Origin of the sequence: Treponema sp. OMZ 805, from assembly GCF_050937395.1 — a bacterium.
GTDB lineage: Bacteria > Spirochaetota > Spirochaetia > Treponematales > Treponemataceae > Treponema.
In genome coordinates this window covers 24,737-41,636 of sequence record NZ_JACCLP010000012.1, presented here as the reverse complement: position 1 = coordinate 41,636, position 16,900 = coordinate 24,737, and the positions used below count along the sequence as shown (strand labels likewise).

General features: G+C 42.1%; 12 protein-coding genes. All 12 read left to right on the top strand.

The genetic code is table 11. The features are described 5' to 3' along the window. Nucleotides 1-1,125 (top strand): 1-deoxy-D-xylulose-5-phosphate reductoisomerase, encoded by a 1,125-nt coding sequence (gene dxr / locus HGH47_RS09665; RefSeq protein WP_212564718.1) that lies wholly within the window; start codon nt 1-3, stop codon nt 1,123-1,125. 412 nt (nt 1,126-1,537) lie between these two features. Beyond that, nucleotides 1,538-3,172, top strand: a complete 1,635-nt coding sequence (locus HGH47_RS09660; protein WP_212564719.1) for a DUF262 domain-containing protein — start codon at nt 1,538-1,540, stop codon at nt 3,170-3,172. Next, nucleotides 3,156-5,462: a DUF262 domain-containing protein gene (locus tag HGH47_RS09655; RefSeq protein WP_212564720.1), complete on the top strand. Its 2,307-nt coding sequence runs from the start codon at nt 3,156-3,158 to the stop codon at nt 5,460-5,462. Before HGH47_RS09660 ends, HGH47_RS09655 begins: the two co-directional genes overlap by 17 nt. Before the next feature lie 458 nt (nt 5,463-5,920). Further along, the gene (gene rseP, locus HGH47_RS09650; protein WP_432912079.1) at nt 5,921-7,273 is read left to right on the top strand and encodes an RIP metalloprotease RseP; all 1,353 of its coding nucleotides are present in this window, start codon (nt 5,921-5,923) and stop codon (nt 7,271-7,273) included. 210 nt (nt 7,274-7,483) lie between these two features. Continuing rightward, nucleotides 7,484-8,155, top strand: coding sequence for a CpXC domain-containing protein (locus HGH47_RS09645; RefSeq protein WP_432912076.1), 672 nt, complete (start codon nt 7,484-7,486; stop codon nt 8,153-8,155). Continuing rightward, a complete protein-coding gene (locus HGH47_RS09640) occupies nt 8,139-10,445 on the top strand; it encodes a hypothetical protein (RefSeq protein ID WP_432912073.1) in 2,307 nt (768 codons plus the stop codon). Before HGH47_RS09645 ends, HGH47_RS09640 begins: the two co-directional genes overlap by 17 nt. 55 nt (nt 10,446-10,500) lie before the next feature. Next, on the top strand, nt 10,501-11,130 hold the full coding sequence (locus HGH47_RS09635) for a TetR/AcrR family transcriptional regulator (protein ID WP_432912070.1): 630 nt from the start codon (nt 10,501-10,503) through the stop codon (nt 11,128-11,130). Between the two features lie 147 nt (nt 11,131-11,277). Beyond that, complete coding sequence (locus tag HGH47_RS09630) at nt 11,278-13,671, top strand: efflux RND transporter permease subunit (protein WP_432912068.1); 2,394 nt, start codon at nt 11,278-11,280, stop codon at nt 13,669-13,671. 92 nt (nt 13,672-13,763) lie between these two features. Then, nucleotides 13,764-14,549, top strand: a complete 786-nt coding sequence (locus tag HGH47_RS09625; RefSeq protein WP_212564726.1) for an outer membrane lipoprotein-sorting protein — start codon at nt 13,764-13,766, stop codon at nt 14,547-14,549. A gap of 978 nt (nt 14,550-15,527) precedes the next feature. After that, nucleotides 15,528-16,043: a hypothetical protein gene (locus HGH47_RS09620; protein ID WP_212564727.1), complete on the top strand. Its 516-nt coding sequence runs from the start codon at nt 15,528-15,530 to the stop codon at nt 16,041-16,043. 129 nt (nt 16,044-16,172) lie between these two features. Continuing rightward, nucleotides 16,173-16,427, top strand: a complete 255-nt coding sequence (locus tag HGH47_RS09615) for a DUF4160 domain-containing protein (RefSeq protein WP_212564728.1) — start codon at nt 16,173-16,175, stop codon at nt 16,425-16,427. A 14-nt stretch (nt 16,428-16,441) separates the two neighbouring features. Further along, nucleotides 16,442-16,897: a DUF2442 domain-containing protein gene (locus tag HGH47_RS09610; RefSeq protein WP_212564729.1), complete on the top strand. Its 456-nt coding sequence runs from the start codon at nt 16,442-16,444 to the stop codon at nt 16,895-16,897. Nucleotides 16,898-16,900 lie beyond the last annotated feature (3 nt).

Genomic DNA, 16,900 nt, shown 5'->3' with positions numbered 1-16,900 from the left:
ATGAAAAAGATAATTGTGCTTGGGGCAAGCGGAACAATCGGACAAAATGCTATCGATATTATACGCAAGTTTCCGGATCGTTTTGAACTTGTCGGCGTTTCCGTACACACGAAGACCGATGTATTGGATGCCTTATGTACCGAATTTCATTTTCAGGATTTTGCGGTAACGGATTCTGCCGCAGCCGCAAACTATGATACAAAACATCAGAGCCTTGAACAGTTTCTCACTGAAACGCCCGCCGATATTGTCGTGAACGGTATTGCGGGGGCGGCGGGATTACCGGCATCCCTCATTGCGGTTCGGACTCATCGAACACTCGCGCTTGCGAATAAAGAAAGCATTGTGATGGCGGGGCGCCTTTTGCAGAAAGAAGCCGAGAAGTATCATTCCCTTATTATTCCGGTAGATTCCGAGCATTCAGCCATTTACCGCTTAATACAAGCGCACGGGCGGGAGGCTATTGAACGCTTGATCATTACCGCTTCCGGCGGCCCGTTCAGAACATGGACGAGGAAGCGTATTCAAGAAGCAACCTTGCAGGACGCGCTTAAACACCCGACGTGGGCGATGGGGGCTAAGATCACCATCGATTCCGCCTCCCTTGCCAATAAGGCTTTGGAAGTAATCGAAGCAGTGCATCTTTTTGATATGGATGCCGACCGTATTACCGTTGCGGTGCATCCGACGAGTATTGTGCATTCGCTGGTGCAGCTTACCGGCGGCGAAGTGTATGCGCAGCTTTCTCCGCCCGATATGCGAAACCCTATTTTTGCTGCGCTCAGCTATCCTGAAGAGCCGCCGCCCTATCTTGCGCCGCTCGATTTTACCAAGCCTTTAGACCTGCACTTCGAGCCGCCGCGGACGGAGGATTTTCCGATGCTATCGCTCGGGTTTACCGCCGCCCGTAAAAAGGCCGGGTACCCGATCGCATTCAACGCCGCCAATGAACAGGCCGTCGCGGCGTTTTTGCGCAATCAAATCCGGTTTGTGCATTTAGCGGAGATTACCGCACAGGTGATGCAGGAAGATTGGAGCGCCGCGCCGAAGGATATAACGGAGGTTATGCGCATTGACGAATCCGCCCGCCGCCGCGCAGACGCCATTATCACGCATGTAATGTAAGAATACAAGGCAACCATACGGAAATAATTCAAGTGTTTACCTACATTGCATATGCCGGAGAAAAATAGTGTCGATAGGGTGCCCGTCAAACTCTATGCGGAAATAGCGAGGATAGGCATTGTTGATTTTATCATTTCCCCATTTTTCTTTTTTAACGGTAATCCCCTCGTGTTCTAAATTCCTTAATACATCAAAAGCCTTTCACCCAATGAAACAACAGTATTCGGTTTGAGTATTTTTATCGTTTCTAAAATGATGTTCCAGCCTGCTTCAAAATCAGAATTGTCGGAGCGTTCTTCGCTTGCATTATAAGATTTCCAGTGAGATCGTCTCTATTTGTTACACCGAGGATAATTTCGGTAGTGTGTTGAAAATGGAATAGCAGTGTGGTAGGATAAAGATAGGTGTGGATATGGAAAATTCAATAAAGTCATTAAACGAGTATTTAAGTCTAACTTCTACTTTCATTATTCCTTATTATCAACGCGGATATATATGGGGTAAAAAACGTGATTCTAAGAAAGATTCGGCAGCATACATGATTGACAGTATTATAGCAGCTTTTGAAAAGAAGCGAGAGCTATTTTTGCAAGGTATTATTACTACTAAACCTAAAAATAATGAAGTGATATTAATAGATGATGGACAACAGCGCACAACCTTTTTTTATCTCCTGTTACGCTATCTTGGTTCAGACCGTATATTCAAAATAAAATATGAAATCCGTAAAGAATCCGATTCATTTCTTCAAAATATTGCAGAAGTTGCTCAACAGTCACGTGAAGAATTGGTAAAACAAGCAAAAAAAGATGAAACCGAAAAACATCAAGATATATATTATTTTAAGAAAACAATACGGATAATACATGAAGTTTTAAAAAAGAAAACTCCTAATGAGTTGCACGATTTAGCAGTATTTTTGTATGAAAACATAAAGTTTTTATGCATATCTATACCGGACGATAAAGCGATAACCGTTTTCTCCATGATGAACGGCAATAAAGCGGTGATGACACCGGAGGAACTCATAAAAGCCGAATTATTACGTTTAGTATCGTTAGATAGCAATAGTGATGAAGATTCAGCAAAACGATGGGAACAAGTCTTATTGCGCGGAAAATATGCACGGGAGTGGGATAGATGGCTCTATTGGTGGAATAATAATAGCGTAAAAGAGTTTTACGGCATGAAAGAGCAATCAAATAACACGCTCGGTCTTTTATTAACAACATATTATGAAATACACAAAGAAAAAAATGCAGATTATTCTTTTGCAGAATTTAGAAGTCTCTTTTTAAAAGAAAATTCAGCTCAAAAAGCGCATGATCTTTTTTATGATTTACGCCGGTTACAAAAGAAATTCGAAGATGTATATAACAGCACTGGCAACACGGTGGAGTTGCATAATAAAATCGGCGCAATAATAAAAATATTTAACAAGAAGCATCGAATAAACTTTCTTGTCGATTATTTTTCCGATCATATTACACAAGATGAATTGGAAAAATGGTATAAATATGTATTTTTAAGTCTTACCTATAATGATATCAAAAAAGCATTAGCAGCTGAAAAAAATGCTGAAGATGACGAACCGATCATTGAGAATGATGTAAAGGATTTAATTAACGCAGTTTCTGATAATGATTTATACAATAATAATGATTATAAACAATATGCGTATTTGCAACTTTTTAGATTAAATATTGAAGAAGATACGAAACTCGGCAGAGCTTTTGATTTTTCCTGTTGGGATAACGGAAAGAAATCATTAGAGCATATTTTACCACAATCAAAAGCATCCGGAAAAAATGAACATTGTATCGGAAATCTTGTCCTGCTTTACAAAAATGAGAATTCCGCATTCGGCAACAAGAGTTTTGAAGATAAAAAACGAATGTATTTTGATTTTTCTGAAAATTTTAAAAGCCGTCATTTACTGCATACTATGTCCGTATTTGCAGGAAGCTGTTGGGGAAATAAAGAAATAGAGCAGAATAAAGAGAAAATAATAGCGGAGATAAAAAAGTATTATGGTTACACAAAATAAAACCTTTCAGACAGGGAAAGAATATTGCTTAGGGGATATATTCAATGGTGAGAATAAGATAATTATTCCCGATTTACAACGTGATTATTGCTGGGGAGACAAAGCCGGTCTTGTAGAAAACTTTACGGATAACCTTATTGAACTCTTTGTAAAAGATAAAAATCAGCATATCACTATGGGGCTCATATATGGATACGAGGAGCCGTCCCATTATCTGCAATTATGCGATGGACAACAGCGTCTTACAACGCTTTTTTTATTACTCGGTCTGCTCAATAAGCGAACGGAAAATTCTTTTGAGCAGTATATTACTGATAACAAAGAGCCTCGTTTACAATATGCAATACGGGAAAATACGCTCTATTTTTTATTCGATCTTGCCGGTAATTTTTTTGCCGGGGATAATACAACCCTGAATGTTGAAGATATACGAAAACAGCCGTGGTATTTTAAAGACTATGATGTGGATCCTAGTATACAAAGTATGCTGAAAGCCTTAGATATCATTGATAAACGGTTAACGTCTCAAACTATAAAAGATAACTATAAGGCTTTCGGAGAGTTTCTAATAGATAAGATATTTTTTCTGTATTATGATATGGAAAATCGTAGAAACGGCGAAGAAACCTTCGTGATTATTAATACCACCGGTGAACCGCTTACCGAAACTGAAAATCTAAAACCCCTTATGTTATCAAAGATTACGGATGACGAAAAACAAAAATCTGCTAGCAAAGACTGGGAACAATGGGAAGACTTTTTTTGGCAAAATCGAGATGAAAATGATACTGCAGATATCGGCTTAAAGGAGTTTTTTAGATGGGTTGTATTATTGCAATTTGATATAATAAACGATAATAAAACAGCTTTCCAAAATATGGTCGACTCTATGCCGAGTACCGAACTGAGAAAGCTTGATCTTAAAACGGTGAAAAAGTATTTTTCTATTATTACGTTTCTTTTCGATAAAGAACTCATTGATAAATTTGACTCATACCTAGCGCCGCAGGAGCAAAACGATCAGATTATATTATTTAAGATTTTACCGGTAATTGAATATATCTCTCGGTTTGGTCAATCGAATATAGAAAATATTAGACGGGTAATACGGTTTTTCTTTAATCTTTCGCGCGTGGAGAACGTAAGCAAGGCTATTTCCGAACAATTACCTGAAGCTCTCAGCATTATAAAGAAGTTGCCGAATGCTGAGATAACATCTCTATTGGAATTTAAAGATAAAATTTCAAAAACCTTATTAACCGATGAAGAAGCATTTAAATTAGCTTTGTATAAAACCGGAGGAAAAGAAAGACAAAACTATGAAAAGCGATTTTGGGCAGCAGAAGATCATCATCTATGGAAGGGTGAAATAAAGCCGCTATTGCAATGGAGCTGTAGAGATGGGGTACTCGATAGCAGCACCTTTGATGTAGCACGTTTTGATGAATACGATAAAACCGTTAGGCAGATATTTTATAATGGCCATAAGGATCGGAAGCTCGATATCACCAGAAGAGCGTTACTGACTATTCTACCGTCGGATAATTATCCTAAGATATTTAGAGGAAATACAAATTATTCTTTTTGTTGGGAGTATAAGGATTGGAAAACGCTGATTTATGAGAATAATAAAGGTTTTCAATCTTTTCTTGATATACTGAAAGATAAATCCAATATACAGAATGCAGAAAAAGATATGATTACCAAATGTATCGATGATATAAAAGGTGGAAAGCGTAAATTAGATTATGATTTAGATAAATTCTTGAAATATCCTGAAATTTTAGCCTATTGTAAGAAAAAGAATATACAATGGGATGATAAAAAAGATAACTGGATATTAGTTCCGAAAACAAGAGCTACCACCTTTATTGATTTGGAACTATATATCTTTTATTTAGAACTTATTCCACCTGAACAATCGCAATTTTTAACGCAAAATCTGGCAAAATATAGTGATGATAAAAGTAAAAAACATTACCGATTTACGATTAATAGTATACATTGGAAAATATGGTTTTATGCTGAATATAATGATGGAAATTGCTGCGTATTTTCAAAAGAAGATAATTCTTGCGTTATCGATTGTTTATTGGAGAAGACAGAATTGTATGAAATTAACCTACGCAATGGAAATAATCAAAATCAAACGAAATCTGAATTTGAAGAGCTCGCCGTGCGGTTGAGTATGGAATATTTAAAAAAAGAAAAACGGTATCGATTATCCCATTTAGATAAAGAAGATGCTTATCAGAAAATAAAAGAAATAATAACAGCCGTATCACACTGACAGCGGTTATATAAGTTACTATTTTCAGCGGTTCAAAGAATGTTTCGCTCCGCAAAACTTACCAGTATATGATAGAGGTGGTAAAAATTGCTTTAAGGATGTATGTTAAGAATATCTAGCTTGTCCCCATCTCTTTTTTTGCTATAATAATAAAGGAAAGACGGGAGCAAATATATTGAACAAGAATTTGACGAGTTGACTATCACCGATGATATCGCTAAGCAAAGGACTGTAATGGACGTATCTTTTGCGTGAAATTTTATCTAAAATTTCACGCAGTTTATTTTTAGAAAAGAAGGATAACCGCATCAGGTGTGCAGTTCAAATACCGCAGCAGCACAGGGATTGGGCGACCATTTGAGCCGCAAAGCGGCGAAACTCTGGTCGAACAATCCCTGTGATGCTGCGGGGTGTAAAAAAAATAAACTGATGCGGTTACCCTGCGAAGGACTATATAGATGATAAAATTTTTAATCGGATTGCCGGTACTCGGCATCGTTGTATTTATTCATGAGCTTGGACACTTCATCGTTGCTAAACTCTGCGGCGTATCGGTGGAAAGCTTTTCCATCGGCTGGGGGCCGGTGCTGTTGCGTAAAAAAATAGGAGCAACCGAGTACCGGCTATCGGCAATCCCGCTCGGCGGGTACTGCGGCATGAAGGGGGAACACGCATTTAGAGAGGCGTACGAAAAAAAACTTTCGAGTGTTCCCAAAGAAGAGGGGAGCCTTTTTGCCGCCCATCCTTTTAAACGGATTCTGATAGCGTTTGCGGGGCCCTTTGCAAACCTCTTGCTTGCCGCGGCGGCTCTTGCCATGATAAGCGGGCTCGGCAGAACATATTACACCACCGACAACCGCATTGTGCCGGTATACTGCCTCGACCCGAGCGACCAATCGCCCGCGCGGGCAGCCGGTTTACAGATGGGCGACCGTATCCTCAAAATAAACGATGAAAAGACGGCGAACTTTGCCGACATTCAGCAGATTATTGCACTGCATCCGGAAGAATCGCTTACAATGCTGATTGAACGGGGTGGCGAGCAGCTTAGCATAACGATACGTCCTGATTTGAATAAAAAGACCGGTGCGGGGCAGGTCGGTATTTACCGTTATGTGCCGCTCGAAATTGCATCCGTGCGGAAAGATTCCGCTGCCGATTTAGCGGGAATAAAAATAGGTGATCGTATTACCGGTATTGACGGCACGGCGCTCGATAACCAGATGGCGCTGATATACTTTTTCCGCGACTATACGCAAAAGACCGCACTCTTTGAGCTTATCCGTGCCGGTGAGCGGATTGAGCTGCCGGTAAACCTTGTCCGCACGGAAAACGGCAGCGTCGATCTCGGTTTGAATTGGGAATATATCACTGTAAATGAAGAAGGAACCGGTTTTATTGCCAGTTTGCGCAAAGGGCTGGTGCAAACCGGAGAACTGACGGTTGTTACGCTGAAAAGCCTCGGTCTTTTATTTAAGGGCGTGAGTATGACCGAAGCGGTTGCAGGGCCGGTACGAATCAGTTCGATGATTGGCGGTCTTGCAGCAGACGGCTTTAGTGAGAATGTACGGGCGGGCTTTGTGAATATCGCAGAAATTGTTGCGGTAATATGCGTGTCTCTTTTTTTAATGAACCTCTTGCCCATTCCTATTTTGGATGGAGGATTGATCTTTACCGCCTTTATTGAATGCATTGTCCGCCGACAAATACCGCCTCGTGTGTTATATTATCTCCAGTTTGTAGGGGTTGCCTTTATTGCGGTGCTTTTTTTCTTTGCACTTTGGGCGGATATCTTATATATTATGAAATAACAGGGAGTGGAAAGAATCTATTTTTGATGCTCCTTGTGCATCTCGTGAGGAGCCGTACGATAAAAGCTGCCGAAGATACCGTCAGCTTTTATCTACTCAAGTTTGCGTTGCAAACTTGTATATCTACTGCACATTCTCATTTCATTGCGAATGTGCTTAAAAAGTCAACAAAAAGTTGAAACTTTTTATTGACTTTTTATAGGAGAAGTTATGCAAAAAATTACCTGTAAATGTGACTGTTCGTTTGACGTGGAATATGAAAAAACAATCGATCTTGATGCCCGCCCAGCAATCAAAGAAGATATAAAGAAAGGCTCCTTTTTGTCTTTTATATGTCCGTCCTGCCATTCAAAAGTCAATATCGAGCTTGAAACGGAATTTGTGTGGAAATCAAAAAAGACGACATTGCTGTTTGTACCCGAAAAGAAGCGTATGGAATGCCTCGCTTTTTGCGCAGGCGCTGTCCGAATCGATGCGGAAAATAATAAAAAGTTAAAGACTGAATTTCTGAAGAAAGGACAAACACCTGTTATCGGTTATCCTGAACTTGCGGATCGGATTGCCGTCCTTGATTCCGGCTTAGACCCTGAGATTGTGGAAGCGGTAAAATTCTTTTTGCTGGATAATGGAAAAAATATCAAGGGCAAGCAAATTCAAATTCTGTTTGAAAAACTCAATGATGAGACGATTGAATTTCATGTGCATGGATTACGGGAAAAAGAGGTTGCAGTAATGCGTATCCCACTGAATCTTTATCGTTCGATTGAAGCGGATCGCAAAGCGAAAAAACAAAAAGAGGTGTTTCAAGCCTTATGGCTCGGTGCCTATCTTTCCTATAAGAATATTCATGCCGAAGGAGATGATCATGAGCCGGTGGTTTAGATGCATTCCGCTTTTGTTTTTATTTTTATGTGTGTGTGTAAGTATACAGGCACAGACCACCGGTCACACCGGCTCAACAGCTGCGTCAACCAAACCGGCAGCATCGGTGATTGAACAAACCGCTGCTGATGAACAATTGCAAACGGATACATTGGATAACGATGACGATTCGGGTGTACAGCACCAATCCCAATCAGATAATCCTACCGATGCCGGAGAGCAATCATCCGCCGCTGCACAGGATACATCGAAAAAAACGCCGGAGAAATCTGACACAACCGGTGCCGTATCTGCTTCTGATGAATCACCTCGCACGGAAGATTCTGTTCCGGAAGGAGCGGGAGAAAGTGCTGCCGGAGAGCAGAATGGCAAGGGGGTATCGGAGAATACCGATGCCAATGCAGAATCTGCACTTGATGAAAATCTTGCCGATACGGCGATGCAAAAAAATGGAGTAGGGGGGCAAGATCCTTCTGTAAAAAACAGTCTGGAACGGGCACGTATTTCTCATCAATTTGAAGGCGGGGTTACCGCTATTGCCGACTCTTCCATTACACGTTCTTTTTTTGCTGCGGGAAAAGACGGCTTTATCACTCGTTTTTCATATAGAACGATGAAGCCCGAAACGTGGCAGGTATCGACCCTGCCGATTAAGCGCATTGCCGTCCATCCAAAAAAAACGTTTATTGCCGTCTACGAAACGGACGGTTTCAGCATTCATACTATTTCCCTCTGGGATTGGCAAACAAAAAAACAGCTGTACGCAAAACGCTTTACCAGCTCTGTTCTTTCACTATCGTGGTCGGCTCAAGGGACATATCTCTTTATCGGAACCGCATCGACGGAAGGCATTACTATCCTTGATGCAAGCGGAAAGATTAAAAAAGTGTATCCGCGTCCGCCGGGAATTGTGCTGCTTGCCGCGACCGGCCCGAGCGAAAAAAGTATCGTAACTTATGGAGAAACCGGCAGGCTTGTGTATGCCGATATAGCGAAAAAATCCATTCTAACGCAGTACGAAACTGAGGATCGATTGGAAAGTCCCTGCCTGATTAAGAATTACACTCAGATTATCGGATATAAAAACGGAAATGTCGTGGTAGTAAAGGCTGCTTCGGGCGAGGTATTGAAAAGCTATCCCGCGCGTTCGGCGCTGTTTGCAGGGAAGATTACGGATAGCCTGCCGGTATGGATTGAAAAAGGGGACGCACGGCGAACATGGCATTTGTGTCAAGGTGATAAAAAATCCCCCGCTTTTAGCCTTCCGCATCCGGCAGCAATTACGGCAGCGCGGCATGTCGATGCGGCGGTTGTAATCGGAACCGATGACGGTAGGCTATACCGTTTAACACAAAACAGCGATGCGACTGTTTCGCTAACGGAGCTGAACATCGACGCTTCAATTCAGGTCAGCGATATGTGCACGAAGGATTCCAAAATCTATATGCTGAGCGGTTCGACACTCTATGCCGCCGCTTCTCCGGCGGATAAGCCGGCGCCTGTTATCCAATCCGTTTCGGGCGAACGGTGTACCGTATACGGAAACGGCTTTTTGTTTTGGTCAGCGGAAAAAAATGCGCCGCTGTATTATGCAGAGGAAGGGCAAACGCCGACTATTCTCTACCGCCCGCGGGAACGGCTCAATTCGGTTTCTGTGTATAAAGATACCATCGCAGCTGTGCGGGCGTTTAGCGGACTCGTTCTATTGAACGGTAAAAACGGTGCACAGTTGTTCACATATCAAGCAGCCGGATTGCAAGATGCAGTACAAGTTGATGACACATTCGTGCTTATTACCAAAAGTACGGGCGGTGTTATCCGTCAACCGCTCCTGCTGATTGACATCAGAACGAGCGAAACCATCCCGCTTAATATGGAAGGAGACATTGCCTTTTCCGCACAGGCAAATAATAAGGTACCCGATACATTTTCATGCTTTCGGTTAAAAACGGAGAAAGCGGCGCAAACCGATTTAATGACGATGAAAATCGATACGGCGCATCCCGCCCGCAGCGCTTTTACCGCGGCGCTTTCGTACGGTGATGAAAACTTACAAGCCTCGCTCTACGATGATGGATACGCCGTGCTCACCAACCTCGGGAAAAATCAACTGAGCTATTACGATAAAAAGCGGAGATCGATTCGGCAGCTTCCGCGGGACTATGCGTTATCCCGCAAGGCGTTGATGACGGATACATACATCGTCAGCGTGAATTATGACGGATCCCTTTCGTGGTTTAACCGCCGGACGATGCAGTTGTTGCAGCATAAAACGCTGACTGAGAATTGAGGTTAATGAAGTTGCCCTCTTAACAATTTGCAAACGGCAATCTATACTATCAGTAATGAAAGAATCGAAAAAAAGGCGCAATACTTATACTGAAATTCTCAAAAATGCAAAAATGGAATTTTTGCGAAAAGGTTTTGAGAAAGCGTCTATGCGATCCATCGCATCAATGACGGGAATAACCGCCGGCGCTTTGTATAAACACTTTCCGTCAAAGGCTGCAATCTTTGAAGCACTGGTGCAGCCGCTTATTGCGCAAACATTAAGTATCGGTACCGATTTTTCCGAAATCGTGATTGATCTATTCAAGGCAGAAAATAACACGGCGATAAAAGAGGTTATACGCACATCGATATGGAATTTATATAATCTTGTTTATAGCCGCTTTGACGAATTTAAGCTGTTGTTTAATCGTGCTACAGGAACAAAATACGAAAATATCCGCCATGAATTTGTAATGGCGGATGTTGCAGCATGTAAAAAATTCATCGACGATTTTAAAAAACATGGAATCAATATCCGTTCTTTAAGCGACGACCAGCTTCATTTGATTTACAGCACTGCCTTAACGCCGTTTTTTGAGATTATAACCCATGAATATTCTTATGAAAAAGCTCAAGGATTTATCGATATATTAACCGATGTCATGTATTTCTGCTGGAATAAAATTATGCAGCCGGAAATATGATCAAGGTAATGGCCTCAGATTGTTTTAACGGATCCGAAGAATAACTAAATCGCAAATTCAATCATACCTATTGACAATTCCTAGGGGAATCTTATACTGAAATAGTAAACAATGTTTACTATTTCAGTATTGTAAGAGGTTCATGGCATGAAACTTGAAGGGATGCATCTATTCTTTAAGAAGATCGCAGAGTTTCAATTAAAATACCGCTGGCTTTGTTTAGCTCTGCTCGCGGCAGTAACGGTTGCGGGGCTTATAGGCGTAAAAAGTTTTAAGGTCGGCTCGGCTGATGAAGACGAGTTTTTAACCGTAAAAGAAAGCACAAAAAAGAATGATGCGCGGTTTAAGGAATTGTTCGGCAGTAACGATTCGATCGTGCTGCTCTTTGAATCAGACGATGTATTTAAGCCGGAGGTGCTGCAAGCGATTAAAGATATCGGCGCCGAACTTTTGGAAAAGGTACCATATTCGGATTCCATTACCTCGATTACCGATACGGATATTACCGTCGGTACGGATGAGGGCATAGAAATCACCAATCCGTTTCGAGACGGCATTCCCGACAATCCCGAAGCATTAAAAAAAGCCAAAGACTTTATCCTGTCGCGCAAGTCGATTGTCAATAAGCTTGTAACGCAGGATGCAACGGAAACGTGGTTGGTGCTGTCGCTTAAAGCAACGCCGCCTGAAGAAGTGTGGAGTAAAACTTCGACCAAGGCGCCGATGTACGTTATCGGAGATGCTGCAATCGATATTGTAACCGACCCTAAATATCACAGCGCTGCGTACACAATAAAACCTGCGGGGCTTCCCTATACCGAAACGGAAGAAAAAGTAGTGATGGGGCGCGAGACCACAAAAAGCGTGGGCTTGAGTTTTCTCTGTATGATTATCTTGCTCATCATATTTACCCGCTCGCTGCGCGGAACGATTGTACCGCTGTTCGCAACCTTCTTCGGTATTACTACGGTACTCGGCTTTATGGGATTTTTGCATATTTCGGGAAAGTCGGAGATGATGTCGGTTCCGATTGTGCTTGCGATGGCGCTTTCGGTCGGTTACTCAATTCACTTAGTCAATTCGTTTAAAACCGGTTTCTATGCAATCGGTAAACGCAAAGAAGCCGTTATCGATTCGATTGAAAATACCGGCTGGCCGCTCTTTTTTACGGTTGTTACTACCGTTGTTTCGGTACTTTCGTTTTTGACAACCGACCTTCGCCCCATGCGCTGGATGGGAGCTGCAAGCGCCGCGATGGTATTCGCTGTGTATATCTATGTAAGCGTGTTAATCCCGATTTTGATGAGCTTCGGTAAAGATATTGAAGCCGGTAAAGATTCGGCACTCGCTCATACAAAAAGAGCTGCACGCGCGCAAAAATTGGATAAATGGTTTGAACGCTTCGGACATTCCGTTATCAAAAGACGCAAAGCGATCATCGTTGCATTTACGCTCATCACTGCGGCTTGTATTCCGGCGTTGTTCAAAATCGATGTCAACATGGATAACTTTAAATTTATGGGTTTGCGCATTCCGTATATCAGGCGCATCTATCAAATTACGCAGTCGCAGCTTGGTTCCTATTTTAGTTACAATATTATGCTCACCTTTGATGAAGATGATGCAGTCAAAAATCCCGATGTGCTTAAAAAACTCGATAAACTGAGCACACTCATCGGGACGTTCAGATTAACAAAAATGAATAACGGTGTGCCGAAGATATTCTCGATTTTGGATATTGTCAAAGAGATGAATCAAACGATGCACTCCGACGATCCTGCGTTTTACACAATCCCCGATGACGAAGACTTGCTTGCGCAGCTCTTGTTCTTGTACGAAATTTCAGGCGGGCAAACATCGCGTTGGGTTGACGAAGAGTTCCGTACGCTTCGTATGTCGATTGATGTTGCCTCGTATGATGCGAACGAGCTTGCGGCAAATCTGAAAACTATCGAGCAAACATGTGCGGAACTATTTCCGCAGGCGGACTGTCATTTAATCGGAGCAGCCGTGCAATTTGCGGAATTGAACAACAAAATCGTATTCGGCGAGCTGTACTCATTTTTAACTTCGCTCGGTGCGATTGCAATTTTGATGATGCTCGTATTCGGCAGTGTGAAAATGGGACTCATCGGGCTTATCCCGAATATCTTCCCCGTTCTTGTCATCGGTGCGATTATGGGCTATCTCGGTATTTCGCTCGACCTTATGACGATGGCGATTATGCCGATGATCCTCGGTATTGCCGTTGATGACACTATTCACTTTACCAACCACGCAAAGTATCTTTTTGAAAAAGAAAAATCATATAACCGCGCTATTTTCGAGACGTTTTATTCCATCGGAAAGACACTTGCGATGACAACGATTATTTTGTCCGCAACATTTTTAGTGTATCTTACGTGTAAGATTGATGCGATTTTGCGTCTCGGCGTATTAGCCGCTGTCGGGCTTTTATCTGCGCTTGCCGCAGACTATTTTATGACGCCGGTATTGATTTACATAAGTAAACCATTTGGGAAAGAGGAAACTAATGGGTAGTGCGTAATTGATAATTGGTAATTAAAGCGATTTACGTGCAGCAGTAATTACCAATTACGCATTACAAATTACCAATTAAAAGAGGAGGATGTATGAAAATTATAAAACACGTAATCGCGCTGACTATGTTTGCAGCAGTGGCGGTGAGTCTTGCTTTTGCACAACAGCTGACGGGTAAAGAGATTATGCAAAAGGTTGATAAGCGCGAAAAGGCGACAACAGATTCATTTACGATGCGGATGACGCTGATCAATTCCAGCGGTAAAAAGCGGGTGCGCCAAGTTATAGCATATTCAAAGGATTACGGCAGTGAGAAAAAAACGGTGATGGTGTTTATGCTGCCTGCCGATGTAAAGGGCGTCGGCTATCTTTCTTTCTCGTATGATGATGCTTCGAAAAACGATGACCGCTGGCTCTATATGCCTGCGCTTAAAAAGTCAAAGCGCATTTCCGGTTCTTCAAGTCAGGACTATTTTATGGGTACCGATTTTACCTATGATGACATAAGCGGGCACAAGATCGATGACTACACGTACACATTGCTTGCAGAAGAAACCGTAGACGGGAAAAACTGCTGGAAGGTTGAATCGGTTCCGGTGAAAAAATCGATGTACTCAAAATACGTTTCGTGGATTGATAAGGAATCGCTGGTGCAGGTAAAGGCGGAATTTTACGATGAGCAAGGTTCGCTGTTGAAAGTGCTTACGGTAAGCGGCATCGAGAAAAAAGACGGTTTTTGGACTGCGGGCAAAATGGAAATGAACAACCTGCAAAAAAAACACACAACCGTTATCGAGACGCTCAAGCACGAGTTCAACAAAAATATCCCCGATTCATATTTTAGAGTGAATTCATTAGAAGAAGGCAAAATCAGGTAATCCTTTTGAAATATGCGGGGCATCTGCGTTGTCGCTTAACAAAAAACAGTCCTCGACGTACAAAAAGTACGCCTGCGGGTGTTTTTTGTACGCTCCTAGCATCTTCAGAACTGCCAAGGATGGTAGTGGTTTTATACAGGAGCGAGATTTGTGTTATGCACAAATCTCGTCGTTAAGCAGTTGTACACGGATGTACAACTGCTTAACAGTCTATTTCAAAAGGCTAGCGGAGAGAGGGCGAAAAAGGATTCTTTTGAAATATACGGGACATCTGCGTTGTCGCATTGCAAAAAGCGTACATTCTTGTACGCTTTTTGCAGCGAGTTTCGGCATCGCCGAAACATCGCTTCTCTGACAGGATGTCAGTGGTTCTATGCAAAAGCGATGTTTGCAAAAGCAAACTCGCCGTTCGGGAATGTATAAGGATGTACATTCCCGAACAATGGCATCCGTGCCAACGTTTAAGCGGTCTTGCCGCTTAAACTTGCAAGTTTTGCCAAAAGCAAAACGTTGCTACTGAAAATCCTCAACGTATCAGAAGCAGCATAGATGCCGATGGTTCCATGCAGTAACAAGTGTGCTCCGCAAACTTGCAGCTCAAAAATGTACAGGATGTACATTTTTGAGCGAGGATGGCGGTGCTTCTAATCAGTAGCGTGTTTGCCTTACAAGCACGTAGGTAAAAAATGTACAGGGATGTACATTTTTTACCGTGCCTGCGGTTAATTTGTGCTCGCGCCTTGTAGTTTCAGAACGGACACGGATGTCCGTGGTGTGAGGCAGTAGCGAGTTTGCAGTGCAAACTCGTCGTCAGAACGCCCAAGGACGGGCGGGATATTAATCAGAAGCGAGTTTTGTATAAAACTCGTCTTTTCCCGACATACACGGAAGTATGTCGGGAAAAAGTGTACACGGAAGTACACTTTTCAACAGGCTATTTCAAAAGGCTGACGGAGAGGGAGCAAAAAGGGGAGGGCAATGGATATAATCAGGGCAGTATTGGATGGCATAGCGATGGCTGCCATATTTAACGGTTCGGCGGCGGCTCTTGTAATAGCAAACCCGAGATATTTGATGGATTCATATCCTAAGGGGATTCAAAAAGCTGCTCCTGAGCCAATGAATAAGAAAGAAAAACGGGTAAATAAAATATTTACGGTGATAGTAATGGGAGCATGCTGGCTTTATGGAGTAATAAGCGCATTGCATGTCGGAATTCATACGTTTAAGGCATTGTTTTGGACTGCATATATTCATTGGATTATTGTGAATTTCGGCGATTTTTTCTTGTTGGATTGTCTTTTATTCCAAAAGTGGACTAAGCTGATTGTCATTCCGGGAACAGAAGATAACCCAATATATCAAACAAAAAATTGGATGAAGGTTATAGGAATACCGGAGCATTTTTTGTTGTGGCCGTTTATAATAGTGCCGCTTTTTTCTCTGGTTCAAACAGGCATTGTAATGCTAATACAATTTCTGTTTTCTTTCTAAAGCTTACATGAAAGTACACTGAGAAGCGGGAATACGGGCAACCGGTAAATTGATAGGATTGATAAACCCATTGACAATATCACGATACCGTGAATATAGTGTAAATACTAAAAGTAGGAGGTATTAGATATGCCTGTATTATCAAGGTTTTATGGAATTATTATCCGAATGTACTTTCAGCAATCAGAACATAATCCGCCGCATATTCATGCATTATATGGGGACGATATGGCTGCTATCGATATACAAAACGGAGAAATATTAGAAGGGCATTTACCTCCGAAAGCATTATCGATGGTACGGGAATGGGTCGGCATTCATCGAAAAGATCTTTTACGTATGTGGGAAACACAGGAATTTAAGCCGCTTTCCCCACTTGAATAAAGAGGGTAAATTGTATGTTTCATAAAATAAAAGCGGTGCATCCTCTGTCGGATTATCGCTTACAGGTGCAATTTTCGGAAGGCATATCAAAGATATATGACGTGAAGCCGCTTTTTAATAAATGGACGGTATTTCAGGTACTCAAAAATGAACCGGCTCTCTTTGCCGAGGTGGAAGTTGATACGGGCGGCTACGGTATTGTCTGGAATGATGAACTTGATTTATCGTGCGATGAACTGTATGAGAATGGAAAAACGGTAACAACTCCGTTCGACGGTTTAATCGCGCTGAGCGATGCAACTGAGCTCTGGGGCTTACATGAAAGTACATTGAGAAAAGCGATTTCTTACGGTAAGCTTGTTAACGGAATCGATGCTTGTAAATACGGTAAACAGTGGGTTGTTTCTGCAGCAGCTATGAAACGGGAATACGGTAAACCGGTAGCCGATAAGGTTGAAGAATGTCGATAAGGA